Below are 13,835 nucleotides of genomic sequence, written 5' to 3'. Positions count from 1 at the left end.
AGAGGAACACCATGCGCCGCAGCGTCTTCACCGAGGAGCACGAGGACTTCCGCAAGACCTTCCGGTCCTTCCTGGAGTCGGAGGTCGTCCCGCACTACCAGGAGTGGTACGACGCCGGTGTCGTCGACCGCGAGCTCTACACCAAGCTCGGCGACCTCGGCATCCTGGGCATCGAGGTCCCCGAGGAGTACGGCGGCGCGGGGATCCACTCGTTCAAGTTCTCGGCCGTACTGACGGAGGAGACGGCCCGGGCGGGCGTCCACCTCGGCGGCGTCGGCGTGCACCTCGAGCTCTGCCTGCCCTACCTGCTCAAGCTCGCGACGCCGGAGCAGATGAAGCGCTGGATGCCGGGCTTCGTCTCCGGCCAGGAGATGTGGGCGATCGCGATGACCGAGCCGGGGACCGGCTCGGACCTGGCCGGGATGCGGTCGACCGCGCGCCGCGACGGCGACAGCTACGTCCTCAACGGCGCCAAGACCTTCATCACCGGCGGCGTGCTCGCCGACCGCGTCATCGTCTGTGCCCGGACCTCGCCGCCGCTGGAGAGCAACCGGCGCTTCGGCATCTCGCTGTTCGCCGTCGACACGAAGTCGGAGGGCTACGAGGTCGGCCGCAAGCTCGACAAGATCGGGCTGCGCACCTCGGACACCGCCGAGCTGTCCTTCACCGACGTCCGCGTCCCCGCCACCGACCTGCTCGGCGAGGAGAACGAGGGCTTCTCGTACCTCGGCCAGAACCTCCCGCAGGAGCGCCTCGGCATCGCCTTCGGCGCCTACGCCCAGGCCGAGGCGGCCATCCGCTTCACGCAGGCGTACGTCGAGGAGCGGCAGGTCTTCGGCACCCCGGTGGCGTCCTTCCAGAACACCAAGTTCGAGCTGGCCGCCTGCCGTGCCGAGGTCGACGCCGCGCAGGCCGTCGTCGACCGGGCGCTGGAGGCGCACGACGCCGGCGAGCTCACGCCGGTCGACGCGGCGTCGGCCAAGCTCTTCTGCACCGAGGTCGCCGGTCGCGTCATCGACCGCTGCCTCCAGCTGCACGGCGGCTACGGCTACATGAACGAGTACCCGATCGCCCGGCTCTACGCCGACACCCGCGTCACCCGGATCTACGGCGGCACGTCCGAGGTGATGAAGCTGATCCTCGCGAAGTCGATGGGGCTCTGAGGGCTGGCCCGGGCGTGCATGAATCCCCGGCTGGCCGGGGATTCATGCACTTGTCGGCCGTTGCAAACCCCAACAAGCGCAGGAATCCCCGGCCGAGCGGGGATTCCTGCAGCAAGTGATCAGTGCTGGTACGTCCCCGTGATGATCGCCCGCCCCAGCGTCTTGAACGCCAGGTTGAACCCGACGACGGCGGCGGAGACCGAGCCGTCGACGCCGAGGCTGGGCTCCTTCACCGCGTGGACCACGAAGAAGTACCGGTGCACCTGGTCGCCCTCGGGCGGGGCGGCGCCGCCGTAGTTCGGCGTGCCGAAGTCGTTGCGGACGTGGAACGCACCGCCGGGCAGGGTGGCGTCGGAGGCGCCCGCACCGGTGTCGAGGCTGGTCACGTCGGCCGGGATGTCGACGACGACCCAGTGCCAGAACCCGCTCGGGATCGGGGCGTCGGGGTCGAAGCAGGTCACGACATAGCTCTGGGTGCCCTCCGGGCCGGGCTCCCAGGTCAGCTGGGGCGAGGTGTTGCCGAGGGCGTAGACCTGGTCGTCCTTCAGCGGCTGGCCGTCGGTGACGTCCGCGCTGGTGACGCCGAAGGACGGCGCGGCGGGCAGGAGCGGGTACGGGTCCGGGGTCACCGGGCGATCGAGACTCATGTCACCGACGCTAGTCCGCTCCGTGGGCCCGTGTCAGTGGCCGGTGAGGGCATGTCGGGAGAATGTCCGGGTGAGTGACTTCCCGCCGTACCCCTCCGGTCTGCGCCTCGCCGGGCGCCGCGTCCTCGTCGTCGGTGGTGGTCACGTCGCCCAGCGGCGGGTCCCGCAGCTGATCGCGGTCGGTGCGGACGTGCACGTCGTCTCGCCGGAGGTCACCCCGGCCATCGAGGGCCTCGTCGGATCGGGTGAGATCACCTGGCACGAGCGCCCGTTCGCGGACGCCGACCTCGATGGCACCTGGTACGTCATCGCCGTCACCGACGACCGCGAGGTCAACGACCACGTGTCGGACCTGTGCGAGCAGCAGCGGATCTTCTGCGTCCGCTCCGACGACGCCACCCTCGGCACCGCCTGGACCCCGGCGGTGGGCCGGGAGGCCGGCATCACCGTGGCCGTCGTGGGCAACCGCGACCCGCGCCGCTCGGCCTCGGTCCGCGACGAGATCGTCGCCGCCCTGCGCGACGGCACCATCGCGGCGCCCCACCACCGCGAGGCCACCCCCGAGCGCACGCCCGGCGTCACGCTCGTCGGCGGCGGCCCCGGCGACCCCGGGCTGATCTCGGTCGCGGGCCACAAGGCCCTGATGTCGGCGGACGTGGTCGTCGCCGACCGGCTCGCCCCGCGTGAGTTGCTCGGCGACCTGCCCGCCGACGTCGAGCTGGTCGACGTGGCGAAGCTGCCCCGCGGCCGCTCCGCGATGCAGGAGGAGATCAACCGGATCATCGTCGAGCGCGCCCTCGAGGGGAAGCGGGTCGTCCGGTTCAAGGGCGGCGACAACTTCGTCTTCGGGCGCGGGTACGAGGAGATCATCGCCTGCCGGGAGGCGGGCGTCGCCGTGACCGTCATCCCCGGCCTGACCTCGCCGGTCTCGGTGCCGGGCATCGCCGGCATCCCGGTCACCCACCGCGGCGTCACCCACGAGTTCACCGTCGTCTCCGGCCACCTCCCACCGGGCCACCCGGAGTCGCTCGTCAACTACGACGCGCTCGGGAAGATGCAGGGCACGGTCGTGGTGATGATGGGCGTCGAGAACGCGCCGCGGATCGCGGACGCGCTGGTGGCGGGCGGTCGCCCCGCGACCACGCCGGTCGCGGTCATCTGCGACGGCACGATGCCCACGCAGCGCACCGTGCTCGCCACCCTCGGCACGCTGGCCGAGCAGCTCGTGGCCGAGGAGGTCAAGCCGCCCGCGATCATCGTGGTCGGCGAGGTCGTCGCGGTCGCCCACCCGGACGCCTTCCAGGGCTGAGGCGGCGAGCATGGCGGAGCTCGTCGAGATCGCGTCGGCCGACGACCCCCGGCTGGCCGACTACCGCGACCTGCGCGACGTCGAGCTCCGCAAGGCCCTCGAGGCCGAGCACGGCCTCTTCCTCGCCGAGGGCGAGAAGGTCGTGCGCCGCGCCGTCGAGGCCGGGTACGACGCCCGCTCGTTCCTCATGGCCCCGCGCTGGCTCGACGGGCTGGCCGACGTGCTCGACCGCTCCGACGCGCCCTGCTACGTGATCGACGAGGTGCTCGCCGAGGAGGTCACCGGCTTCCACGTGCACCGCGGCGCCCTCGCCTCGCTCCGTCGTCGACCGCTGCCGGAGGTCGACGAGGTGCTCGCCGGCGCCCGGTCGGTGCTGGTGCTCGAGGACCTCGTCGACCACACCAACGTCGGTGCCATCCTGCGCAGCGGCGCCGCCCTCGGCTTCGACGCCGTGCTGCTGGCGCCGCGCTGCGCGGACCCTCTCTACCGCCGTGCCATCAAGGTGGCCATGGGAGCGGTGTTCAGCCTGCCGTGGACCCGCCTGCCCGACTGGTACGACGCCCTGCCCGACCTCGGTGCGCGCGGCTTCACCACCGTGGCGCTCACGCTGGCCCCGGACGCCGTACCGATCGAGGAGGCGGTGGCCGGCGTCGACAAGGTGGCCCTCGTGCTCGGCTCGGAGGGGCACGGTCTCTCGCCGCGCTGGGAGCAGAGCGCGGACCGCCGCGCGATCATCCCGATGTCGGCCGGCATCGACTCGCTCAACGTCGCGGCCGCGACCGCCGTCGCCTGCTACGTGACCGCGCGCCGCTGAGCCGCCCTCGGCCGGCAGATCAAGGCCTCACCAAAAAGACACGGTGTCGCACTACCGCAATGGCGCGGGTCGGCCTACGCTCCCACCATGACGAACGAGAACACGTTCTATTCGACGATCCCGGTGGCGGTGTGGGGCACCGGGAACATGGGACGTGCGTCCATCCGCGCGGTGACGGCTCACCCGAGCCTGACCCTGGCGGCGGTGATCGTCAGCGACGAGGCGAAGGAGGGCCGGGACGCCGGCGAGCTCGCCGACCTGGGCCGGTCGACCGGCGTGCTCGCGACGCGTGACGTGGACGCTGCGCTGGCGACGCTCGGCGGTGGGGGAGCCGTCGCCTACATGGCCTCCGGCGAGCTGCGCCCGGAGGAGGCCTGCGCCGACTTCGCCCGGGTCCTCGCGGCCGGGGCGGTGGTGGTGACGCCGTCGGTCTACGCGCTCTACGATCACCGCAGCGCACCGGTGGAGCTGCGCGAGCCCCTGGAGAAGGCCTGTGCCGAGGGGGCGTCGGCGCTGTTCGTCAGCGGCATCGACCCGGGGTGGGGCAACGACCTCCTGCCGGCCCTGGTGAGCGGGCTGGCCTCGGAGATCGAGCAGGTGCGCTGCCAGGAGATCTTCGACTACTCGACGTACGACGCGGAGGACTCGGTCCGCTACATCGTCGGCATGGGCCAGCCCATGGACTACGAGCCGATGATGGTGGCCCCGGGCATCCCGTCGATGGTGTGGGGCGGCCAGGTGCGGCTCATCGCCCGGGCCCTCGGTGTCGAGGTCGATGAGATCCGCGAGGCCGTCGAGCGTCGGGCGCTGGACGCGACCGTCACCACGGCGCTCGGTGACTTCGAGGCCGGCACCCAGGGCGCGCTGCGCTTCGAGGTGCAGGGCATCGTCGGCGGCGAGGCCCGGATCGTGATCGAGCACGTCACCCGGATCACCGGCGCCTGCGCGCAGGACTGGCCGATGCCGCCCGACGGCGGTGACGGCGCCCACCGCGTGATCATCGAGGGCCGCCCGCGCATCGAGATCAACGTCGAGGCCACCGACGAGGGCGGCAACCGGGCCGCCGGCGGCAACGCCACCGCCGCCAACCGGCTCGTCAACGCCATCCCGTGGCTCCGCGAAGCCACCCCCGGCCTGTACGACGGACTGGACGTGCCGCTCGTGCCGAGCACCTACCTCAGCGGCCGGGAGGGCTGACCGCGATGTTCATCGAGATCCCCGAGGGCAAGGACCCGATCCTCTACGTCTGGGGCGAGCTGGTGCCCGGCATCGGGCCGGCCGCGTCCGCGATGGCGATGAGCGTCTACGAGCACAGCACGCTCGGCCTGCGCGAGTTCGAGGCCGCCCGGCTCCGGATCGCGCAGATCAACGGCTGCCTCTTCTGCCAGGACTGGCGCACCGAGCGCGACGGGCAGAAGGTCGAGGACACCTTCGACCAGGCCGTCGCCGAGTGGCGCACCACCCGCGACTTCGACGACCGCACCCGCCTCGCTGCCGAGTACGCCGAGCGCTACGCCCTCGACCACCACGGCATCGACGACGGCTTCTGGCAGCGGATGCGCACGCACTACTCGGACCGCGAGATCGCGGAGCTGTCGATGTGCCTCGGCTCGTGGCTGGCCTTCGGGAGGCTCAACCGCGTGCTCGGCCTCGACACGGCCTGCGTGCTGCCCAGCCACGCCGCCGGCGGCTGAGCAGCGCCACCCGTCAGGGGCGGAGCAGCTCCCGGAACCGCGCGATCGTCTCGTCGATCGCCTGCTGGCAGGCGGCCGACCACGGCCCCATGTCGAAGAACCCGTGGATCAGCCCCGGGTACGTCGTCTGGTGCACGGGCACCCCTGCGGCCGCCAGCGCATCGGCGTACGCGATGCCCTCGTCGCGGAGCGGGTCGAACTCGGCGGTGACCACGACCGCCGGCGGCTGGCCCTCGAGCGTGCCGTGCAGCGGGGAGATCTTCGGGTCATTCAGGTCCTCCGCGGTGTCGGCGTAGTGGCCGATGAACCAGATCAGGGTCGGCTGGTCGAGGAAGTAGCCGGTCGCGTTCTCGTCGCGCGAGGCGTAGGCGCCGAGCACGTCCGTCGCCGGGTAGACGAGGAGCTGGGCGGCGATGCCGGGCACGTGCTGCGCGGCCACGGCCGACAGGTTGCCTCCGGCCGAGTCGCCGGCGACGGCGAGGACGTCGCTCCCGCCGTACTCGGCGATGCGGGCCTGGACGTCGCGGACCGCGGCGATGGCGTCCTCGGCGGCGGCAGGGAACTTCGCCTCCGGCGCGAGGCGGTAGTCGACCGCGACGACGACGGAGTCGGTGCCCCTGCAGATCGCGCGGGCCATCGCCTCGTGCGTGTCGAGGTCGCCGATCACGAAGCCGCCGCCGTGGAGCAGGACCACCGTCGGCACCGGTCCCTCGGCCGCCGGCCGGTAGACCCGGGCTGGGAGCGGACCCTCCGCGCCCGCGACCGTGCCGTCCGCGACCGACGCGACCTCGGGCAGCGTGCCCGGCGGGCGGAAGTCGACGGTCAGCTTGCGGAACGCGTCGCGTGCCTCGGCCGGGGTGAGCGTGTTCATGGGGGTCCCCGCCTCGATCATCTGGAGGAGGGGAGCGAGCTGGGCGTCCACGGGCATGGCCGCACGCTACCCGCAGCGCGGGTGCGTCAGGTCGGCCACTCCGCGGGGTAGTCCTCCGCGGCGGCGTCGTGCTGCTTGCGCAGCTTCTTCATCGAGCGCGCCGAGAGCCGGTCGCCGAAGACCGTGCCGAGCGTGTGGTCGGTCTCGTGCTGCAGGCACTTGGCCAGCAGCCCGTCGCCCTCGAAGCGGACCGGCTGGCCGTCGAGGCCGACGCCCTCGACGACGGCGTGGTCGGGGCGGGCGCAGTCGACGAAGGCCCCGGGGAAGGACAGGCACCCCTCCGGGCTGTCGTCGAGCACCCGGTCCCTGCCCTCCGGCAGGTGGACGACCGGGTTGCACACGACGCCCATCCAGCGCTCGCCGGCCGCGTCGGGACAGTCCATGACGAACATGGCGACGTCCTCGCCGATCTGGCACGCCGCGAGCCCCACGCCCTCAGCGGCGTACATCGTGGCGACCATGTCGGCGGCGAGCGCCCGCAGCGCGTCGTCGAACACGGTGACCTTCGCCTGCGGCCGGTGCATGACCGGAGTGCCCCACCGGGTCATCGGGCGGACGTTGCCGCCCCGGGGGAGAGGCCCGTACGGCGCGTGGACGACCTCGCCCGTCTCGTCGGTCCCCTGGTCATCCGCCTTGCCCCACGCCATGGCGCCAACTCTAGGTGTGAGCGCCGCAACGCAGATCACAGGGATCGATGTCACCCCACGTGTAGCGCAATGTGTAACTCACAGTTACATTTAGGGCATGTCCCTGATCAGCAACCTCAAGCCGGGTGGCAAGCACGGGGTGCCGAGCTCCGAGAGCCGCGACCCCATCGGCTACCTGGTGGCCGGCCTCAACCGGCTCGCCCAGACCGACCTCCTCGACAAGGTCCGCCTCCGCAAGCCCGCCGAGCAGGCCGTCTTCTCCGTGACCCGGACCGGGTTCAAGACCATGACCAACGCGAGCCGGACCTTCGCCAAGGCCGGCAAGAAGGGCCAGCCGGGCACGCGCCCGACCGCGGCCGCCGCGAGCGGCGTCTTCGACCTCACCCCGGGTGAGGACGAGCAGATGCTCGTCGACGTCGTCAACGAGTTCGCCGAGGAGGTCGTGCGGCCCGCAGCGTTCGAGGCCGACAAGGCGTGCTCCGCGCCCGACGACCTGCTCAAGGCCAGCCTCGAGATCGGCCTGCCGATCCTCGGCGTGCCGGAGTCGCTCGGCGGTGTCTCGGAGGAACGCTCGGCCATGGCCGGCACGCTCGTCGCGGAGGCGCTCGCCAAGGGCGACATGGGTCTCGCCGTGGCGACGCTCGCCCCGGGCTCGGTCGCCACCGCGATCGGCCTGTGGGGCACCGACGCCCAGCAGCAGACCTACCTGCCGGCGTTCACGGGTGACGAGGTGCCGGCGGCCGCGCTGGCGCTCAACGAGCCCACCGTGCTCTTCGACGTGCTCAGCCCGTCGACCACCGCGACGAAGTCGGGCGACGGCTACGTCCTCAACGGCACGAAGAGCCTGGTCGCCCGCGGCGACCACGCCGAGCTGTTCATCGTGGGCGCGAGCCTCGACGGCAAGCCGGTCCTGTTCCTCGTGGAGTCCTCGACCGAGGGCCTGTCCGTCGAGGGCGACCCGGCCATGGGTGTGCGCGCCGCGTCGATGACCAAGCTGGTCCTCGAGGACGTGAAGGTCCCGGCGGACGCCGTGCTCGGCGAGACCGACGGGTCGACGTACACCGAGTGCGTGCGGCTCTCGCGCCTCGCGTGGTGTGCGCTCGCGATCGGCACCGGCCAGGCCGTGCTCGACTACGTGACGCCCTACGTCAAGGAGCGTGAGGCGTTCGGCGAGCCGATCGCCAACCGCCAGTCGGTGGCCTTCATGGTCGCCAACATCGCGATCGAGCTGCAGGGCATGCGCCTGCTGACCTACCGCGCCGCCTCGCGCGCCGCGGCTGGCAAGGACTTCTCCCGCGAGGTCGCGCTGGCCCGCAAGGCCTGCACCGACAAGGGCATGCAGATCGGCCTCGACGGCGTCCAGCTGCTCGGTGGCCACGGGTTCGTCAAGGAGCACCCGGTCGAGCGGTGGTACCGCGACCTGCGTGCCATCGGGATCATGGAAGGAACGGTGCTCGTCTGATGGCGATCAACCTGGAAGTCCCCAAGAAGCACCGGGCGCTGGTCGACCAGGCCCACCAGGTCGCGATGAACATGCTGCGACCGATCTCCCGCAAGTACGACATCGCCGAGCACGAGTACCCCAAGGAGCTCGACATGCTCGCGGCGATGATCGACGGGCTCTCCGAGTCCGGCGCGAGCGAGGGTGCCGGCGCGACCGGTGTCCGTCGCGACGCCGGTGACGAGGAGAAGGGCAAGGTCAAGAACGGCGCCAACCTCGCGTCGGTGACCTCGGTCGCCGAGATGTGCTGGGGCGACACCGGCCTGCTGCTGTCGATGCCCCGCCAGGGCCTCGGCAACTCCGCCATCGCCTCCGTCGCCAACGACGAGCAGCTCGAGCGCTTCAAGGGCCGCTGGGCCTCGATGGCGATCACCGAGCCGTCGTTCGGCTCCGACTCGGCCGCCATCTCGACCACCGCGGTCCTCGACGGCGACGAGTACGTCATCAACGGCGAGAAGATCTTCGTCACCTCCGGCGAGCGCTCCGACTGCATCGTGGTCTGGGCGACGCTCGACAAGTCCCTGGGCCGCGCGGCGATCAAGTCGTTCGTGGTCGAGAAGGGCACGCCGGGCGTGAAGGTGGAGCGGCTCGAGGAGAAGCTCGGCATCCGGGCCTCCGACACCGCCGTCATCACCTTCACCGACGCCCGCGTCCCGAAGGAGAACCTCCTCGGCTCGCCGGAGATCAACGTCGAGCAGGGCTTCGCCGGTGCGATGGCGACCTTCGACAACACCCGTCCGCTCGTGGCCGCGATGGCCGTGGGCTGCGCCCGTGCGTCCCTCGACCTCACCCGCGACCTGCTCAAGGAGGCCGGTGTCGAGGTCGACTACGACAAGCCGGCGATCCTGCAGTCCGCTGCCGCGGCGAAGTTCCTCCAGCTGGAGTCGGACTGGGAGGCGGGCCGCCTGCTCACCCTCCAGGCCGCGTGGATGGCGGACAACCGCAAGCCCAACTCGCTGGAGGCCTCGATGGCCAAGGCGAAGGCCGGCCGCGTCGGCTCCGACGTGACGCTCTCCTGCGTCGAGCTGTGCGCATCGGTGGGCTACAGCGAGGAGGAGCTGCTCGAGAAGTGGGCCCGCGACTCCAAGATCCTCGACATCTTCGAGGGCACCCAGCAGATTCAACAGCTGATCGTGGCGCGCCGGATCCTCGGCCTGTCGAGCTCCGAGCTGAAGTGAGCTGACCCGCTCGCTGCACGGGCCCGTCTCCGACCGGAGGCGGGCCCGTTCGCGTCGGGCCCCGCGGGTCAGAGCAGGCGCGCGCCCGCGGACGGCTGCACCTCGTGGTGGACCGGCGGTGCCCAGTCCTGGGCCGCATAGGCCCGGTCGACGGCAGCCCTGAGCGCCGCGGCGCCCGCGGTCGGCACCAGCGAGATCGCACAGCCGCCGAAGCCACCACCGGTCATCCGGGCGCCCAGCGCGCCGGCGGCGAGAGCGGCATCGACGGTGACGTCGAGCTCGCGGCAGGACACCTCGTAGTCGTCGCGCAGGGAGACGTGGGAGGCCGTCAGCAGCCGGCCGACCGCCGCCCAGTCACCCGTCTCGACGGCCTGCACGGTGGCGCGGACCCGCTCGTTCTCGGAGTCGATGTGGCGCCACCGCCGCGGATCGCCCGCCTCCGCCTCCGCCCGGCGCTGCGCGTAGCCGCCGTCGCCGTCTGCGAGCGAGTGCCGCACGCCGGTGTCGGTGACCAGGATCGTGAGGCCCGCCGCGTCGAGGTCGAGGGGGACGTTCGTCGCCGCGGGCGCGGCGGGGTCGGCGAAGTCGACGAGGACGCCGTGTCCCTCGGTGGCGAGGAGGCTGGCGAGCTGGTCGACTCCACCGGTCGGCGCGCCGACGTACTCGGTCTCGGCGCGGCGGCAGGCCTCGGCAAGGTCGAGCCGCGCGGCCCGGTCGAGCGGTTCGTGCAGCAGGCCGGCGAGGGCCACGGCGACCGCGCACTCGAGCGCCGCGGAGCTGGACAAGCCACCACCCAGCGGGATGGTGGAGGAGAGCGAGATGTCGAGGCCCGGAAGCTCCCAGCCGGCCTCCTCGAGCGCCCACAGCACCCCGGCGACGTACGACGCCCAGCCGGCCGGGCGCTCGCCGCGCACGCCCTCCCACGGCTCCCCGCGGTCGCTCGCGATGCGCAGCCGGTCGTCGTCCCGGGCGCTCACCGTGGCGGTCGTGGCGAGCGGGATCGCGAACGGCAGGCACAGGCCGCGGTTGTAGTCGGTGTGCTCGCCGATCAGGTTGACCCGGCCGGGGGCCACGGCACGTGCGGTCCTCATCGGACCATCCTCACCGATCGCGGCGGACCGACGGCGGCGGCCCGCCACCAGCAGGAAGGTGACGGGCCGCGGTCGGGGGATCAGCAGTCGAAGTCGCCGCGGGCGTTGCCGGTGACCTTGCCGTCCTCGACCGTCAGGACGCGTGGGCCCTCGCCGTCCTCGCCCACGCAGGCGCTGACCGACGAGCCGTCGACCGCGGTCACGACGACGCTGAAGGATCCCGTCGACGGGTGGCTCTCGGCCCACGCCAGCACGTCCTGGAAGTGGTCGGCGCCGGTGACGGCCTCGAGGGCCGCGCTGTCGCCCCCGCCGCGGACCTCCTCGCGAGCGCTGTAGAACTCGCCGACCGCCTTCGCCGAGGGGTCCGTCGCGAACTCGCCCAGGTCGAGGGCGATGCCTCCGACGTCGCCCGAGCCCGCCGAGCCGTCCGTCGCGGACGCGTCGCCCGTACCGCCGGAGCCGCCGGTGCCGGACGTCGCCGAGCTGTCGTCCCCGGCGGTCGCGTCGGAGAGGGCGCTCCCGGCCTTGTCCGAGGCATCGGCCGCGAGCGAGGAGCCGGCTTCGCCGGCCTTCTCCCTGGCGTCGTCCGCAGCCTTGTCCGCGGCGTCCTTGGCGTCCGAGCAGGCGCCGAGGGCGAGGGCGAGCAGGGCGACGGCCGCCGCTGCGGAGGCACGCTTCATGGTGCGCATGGATGTGTCCTTCCATCGAGGTGATGGTTCCCGAGACGGAACCTCCTTGCGTGGGTGCAACGGTGAATGCGACATCGAGTCACACTGTTACCGGATCAGGTCACGGGCCGCGGTGCCCTAGGTTGGCGCCCGTGCCCCGCCACCTGATCGTCTCCGCCACCCGGGCCGAGGCGGCCCACCTGCCCGCCGGTCTCGACGTCCTCGTCACCGGCATGGGGAAGACCGCGGCCGCCACGGCGCTGGCCCGCCGCCTGGCGTCGTACGACGACCTGGCGGGCCTCGAGGTCGTCAACATCGGCACCGCCGGTGCCCTGCACGACCACGTCGACGGCCTGTTCGAGGTCGGCACCGTGCTCAACCACGACATCAACGCCGACGCCATCCGCGCGCTCGGCTACGACCCGCGCGAGCGGCTCACCGTCGGACCGTCGGCCACCGTGCTCGCGACGGGCGACGTCTTCGTGACCGACCCGGTCGTCCGGGCGCGGCTGGCCGAGCAGGCCGAGCTGGTCGACATGGAGGGCTATGCGGTCGCCTACGTCGCCGCCGAGTTCGGGGTGCCCGTGCGGCTGGTCAAGCACGTCTCCGACAACGCCGACGAGGGCGCCCTCGAGTGGGCGACGCTGGTCGACCGCAGCGCCCGGGTCCTCGGGGACTGGGTGGCGGCCAACCTCGGCTGAGGTCAGCGGCTGCTGCTGGGCTTCCGGCCGCGGACGACGCCGACGAAGTCCTGGTGGACCGGGCTGTCGGCGTCGCGCTGCCAGAGCAGGGCGACCGTGGTCGGCGGCAGGTCGACGACCCGGTGCACGACGTCCTTGCGGTGGTGCAGCCGGGCGACCGACATCGGGACGATGACCACGCCGGTGCCGGAGGCGGCCACCTCGATCGCGTCCTTCTCCGTCATCGCCGGGAAGTCGAGCTGCGGCACGCCCGGCGTCCAGCCGCTGGGGTGCGGCAGCACCAGCTGCTCGTCGGCGAGGTCGTCGGGCGCGACGACGTCCTGCTCCTCGACGGCGGCCACGAAGTGCTCGCGTCCGGCGACCACGACCGGCAGCTCGTCGTACAGGCGGACGCAGTGGAGGGGCGTGGGGGAGTCGAGGTCGACGGGGAGTCGCGCCAGCACCATGTCGGCGATGCCCTCGTCGAGCACCGCGCGCTGGTCGGCCTGCTCGATCGGCAGCAGCTCGAGCCGGATCCGCGGGTTGCGCTCGCGCCACACCCGCGCCCACTTGTCCGGCGTGACGCCCGTGACGAACGCGATCCTCAGCTGCTCCATGGCACCAGTGTCCCGGACCGTGCCCGGGTACGACGAAGCCCGGGCGCCGCAGCGCCCGGGCTTCGCCCTGGGGGGAGGTGTCAGGCCTGCGCCAGCAGCCCGAACTGCACGGCGCCGGCGTCGTCCACTCCTGCGTCGAGGATCATCGTGTCTAGCTTCTCGGCGGCGTTGTTGTCGAGGTAGACGGTGGCCCCGTCCTGCTCCACGACCTGGTCCCCGGCCTGTGGCTGGTTGGTCGCGGTGACGGCGAAGCCGGCCTCGGCCTCGGAGATGCGCAGGCCGGCAGACTCGGCCGCATCGGGGGTGTCGGTCATCTGCTTGACGATCGTGCAGGCGTTCTCAGTCAGGGTGAGCATGATGTGCCTTCTCGTTCTCGTGGTCAGTGACCCTTCCGACCGTTGCACGGGCGCTGGGCCCGTTCAAGCGCCCCGGCGTGTCGCCGTCTCCCGGTCGGCGGGCCCGGGCCACGTCGGACCGAGCGCCGCAGAGCGGGAATCGGGGTCCCGATGCGGCATCTCGGGCCACCCTTTGCTACGGTTTCTCCGCACTCGTCCGGGTGGCGGAATTGGCAGACGCGCTAGCTTGAGGTGCTAGTGCCCGTATTAGGGCGTGGGGGTTCAAGTCCCCCCTCGGACACACAGGAAGGGCCCCGGGATCCCCGGGGCCTTTCGCCATTTCGGCCGGTTGACCGAAGGGCGCCGCGGACTAGTCCTTTGTGGGCATCCGGGTGCGCCCCTTCCACCGATGCCCAGCCGCACCCCGCGCGCCTAGCGTCAAGGTGTGGGACTTCTGGGAGGGGGAGCCGCTGTGGAACACGTGCGAGCTCGGGTTCGATCGCTTGGCCGTTCGGCCGTCGTCGTCGTGGGGCTGTTGACCGTCGTTGCCGGGTTGGCCG

Annotated in this window: 15 protein-coding genes and 1 tRNA gene; 9 read left to right on the top strand and 7 right to left on the bottom strand. The window is 72.1% G+C overall.

Annotated features, from left to right (window positions below):
• Positions 1-11: 11 nt before the first annotated feature.
• On the top strand, positions 12-1,163 hold the full coding sequence (locus BJ993_RS22450) for an acyl-CoA dehydrogenase family protein (RefSeq protein ID WP_036545829.1): 1,152 nt from the start codon (positions 12-14) through the stop codon (positions 1,161-1,163).
• 119 nt (positions 1,164-1,282) lie between these two features.
• Here the strand turns inward: BJ993_RS22450 and BJ993_RS22445 are convergent, their stop codons facing one another.
• Positions 1,283-1,810: a YbhB/YbcL family Raf kinase inhibitor-like protein gene (locus BJ993_RS22445; RefSeq protein WP_179651349.1), complete on the bottom strand. Its 528-nt coding sequence runs from the start codon at positions 1,808-1,810 to the stop codon at positions 1,283-1,285.
• Positions 1,811-1,880: 70 nt separating this feature from the next.
• Between BJ993_RS22445 and cobA the strand changes: the two genes are divergently transcribed.
• The 4 genes from cobA to BJ993_RS22425 all read left to right on the top strand — a co-directional run bounded on the left by cobA (position 1,881) and on the right by BJ993_RS22425 (position 5,627).
• The gene (cobA, locus tag BJ993_RS22440; RefSeq protein WP_179651347.1) at positions 1,881-3,119 is read left to right on the top strand and encodes a uroporphyrinogen-III C-methyltransferase; all 1,239 of its coding nucleotides are present in this window, start codon (positions 1,881-1,883) and stop codon (positions 3,117-3,119) included.
• A gap of 10 nt (positions 3,120-3,129) precedes the next feature.
• Positions 3,130-3,933, top strand: a complete 804-nt coding sequence (locus tag BJ993_RS22435) for a TrmH family RNA methyltransferase (protein ID WP_179651345.1) — start codon at positions 3,130-3,132, stop codon at positions 3,931-3,933.
• An 87-nt stretch (positions 3,934-4,020) separates the two neighbouring features.
• Positions 4,021-5,130, top strand: a complete 1,110-nt coding sequence (locus tag BJ993_RS22430; protein ID WP_179651343.1) for an NAD(P)H-dependent amine dehydrogenase family protein — start codon at positions 4,021-4,023, stop codon at positions 5,128-5,130.
• A 5-nt stretch (positions 5,131-5,135) separates the two neighbouring features.
• Positions 5,136-5,627: a carboxymuconolactone decarboxylase family protein gene (locus tag BJ993_RS22425; protein ID WP_179651341.1), complete on the top strand. Its 492-nt coding sequence runs from the start codon at positions 5,136-5,138 to the stop codon at positions 5,625-5,627.
• Between the two features lie 13 nt (positions 5,628-5,640).
• On the opposite strand, the gene BJ993_RS22420 is transcribed toward BJ993_RS22425, so the two are convergent.
• Positions 5,641-6,555 carry an alpha/beta hydrolase gene (locus BJ993_RS22420; protein WP_179651339.1) on the bottom strand — a complete coding sequence of 305 codons (915 nt, stop codon included), beginning with the start codon at positions 6,553-6,555 and terminating at the stop codon, positions 5,641-5,643.
• 29 nt (positions 6,556-6,584) lie between these two features.
• Positions 6,585-7,205 carry a peptide deformylase gene (gene def, locus BJ993_RS22415; protein WP_179651337.1) on the bottom strand — a complete coding sequence of 207 codons (621 nt, stop codon included), beginning with the start codon at positions 7,203-7,205 and terminating at the stop codon, positions 6,585-6,587.
• Positions 7,206-7,302: 97 nt separating this feature from the next.
• Here def and BJ993_RS22410 point away from each other — a divergent pair, with 97 nt between their 5' ends.
• The gene (locus tag BJ993_RS22410) at positions 7,303-8,667 is read left to right on the top strand and encodes an acyl-CoA dehydrogenase family protein (protein WP_051932288.1); all 1,365 of its coding nucleotides are present in this window, start codon (positions 7,303-7,305) and stop codon (positions 8,665-8,667) included.
• Entirely contained in the window at positions 8,667-9,884 is a 1,218-nt protein-coding gene (locus tag BJ993_RS22405) for an acyl-CoA dehydrogenase family protein (protein ID WP_036545814.1), read from the top strand. Before BJ993_RS22410 ends, BJ993_RS22405 begins: the two co-directional genes overlap by 1 nt.
• A gap of 68 nt (positions 9,885-9,952) precedes the next feature.
• Here BJ993_RS22405 and BJ993_RS22400 read toward each other — a convergent pair whose 3' ends face one another.
• Together BJ993_RS22400 and BJ993_RS22395 are read right to left on the bottom strand one after the other, a co-directional pair.
• On the bottom strand, positions 9,953-10,975 hold the full coding sequence (locus BJ993_RS22400) for a galactokinase (protein ID WP_179651336.1): 1,023 nt from the start codon (positions 10,973-10,975) through the stop codon (positions 9,953-9,955).
• An 80-nt stretch (positions 10,976-11,055) separates the two neighbouring features.
• The gene (locus BJ993_RS22395; protein WP_179651335.1) at positions 11,056-11,664 is read right to left on the bottom strand and encodes a hypothetical protein; all 609 of its coding nucleotides are present in this window, start codon (positions 11,662-11,664) and stop codon (positions 11,056-11,058) included.
• A 131-nt stretch (positions 11,665-11,795) separates the two neighbouring features.
• Between BJ993_RS22395 and BJ993_RS22390 the strand changes: the two genes are divergently transcribed.
• Positions 11,796-12,344 carry a nucleosidase gene (locus tag BJ993_RS22390; protein WP_308645677.1) on the top strand — a complete coding sequence of 183 codons (549 nt, stop codon included), beginning with the start codon at positions 11,796-11,798 and terminating at the stop codon, positions 12,342-12,344.
• Positions 12,345-12,346: 2 nt separating this feature from the next.
• On the opposite strand, the gene BJ993_RS22385 is transcribed toward BJ993_RS22390, so the two are convergent.
• Complete coding sequence (locus BJ993_RS22385) at positions 12,347-12,940, bottom strand: substrate-binding domain-containing protein (RefSeq protein WP_179651333.1); 594 nt, start codon at positions 12,938-12,940, stop codon at positions 12,347-12,349.
• An 80-nt stretch (positions 12,941-13,020) separates the two neighbouring features.
• Positions 13,021-13,296 carry a Fe-S cluster assembly protein HesB gene (locus tag BJ993_RS22380; protein ID WP_036545804.1) on the bottom strand — a complete coding sequence of 92 codons (276 nt, stop codon included), beginning with the start codon at positions 13,294-13,296 and terminating at the stop codon, positions 13,021-13,023.
• A 194-nt stretch (positions 13,297-13,490) separates the two neighbouring features.
• Here BJ993_RS22380 and BJ993_RS22375 point away from each other — a divergent pair.
• Positions 13,491-13,576 (top strand) — tRNA-Leu (locus tag BJ993_RS22375).
• Positions 13,577-13,835 lie beyond the last annotated feature (259 nt).

Source organism: Nocardioides aromaticivorans (assembly GCF_013408525.1).
In the GTDB taxonomy this organism is placed as follows: Bacteria; Actinomycetota; Actinomycetes; order Propionibacteriales; family Nocardioidaceae; genus Nocardioides; species Nocardioides aromaticivorans.
This window is presented reverse-complemented; position numbering and strand designations above follow the sequence as displayed.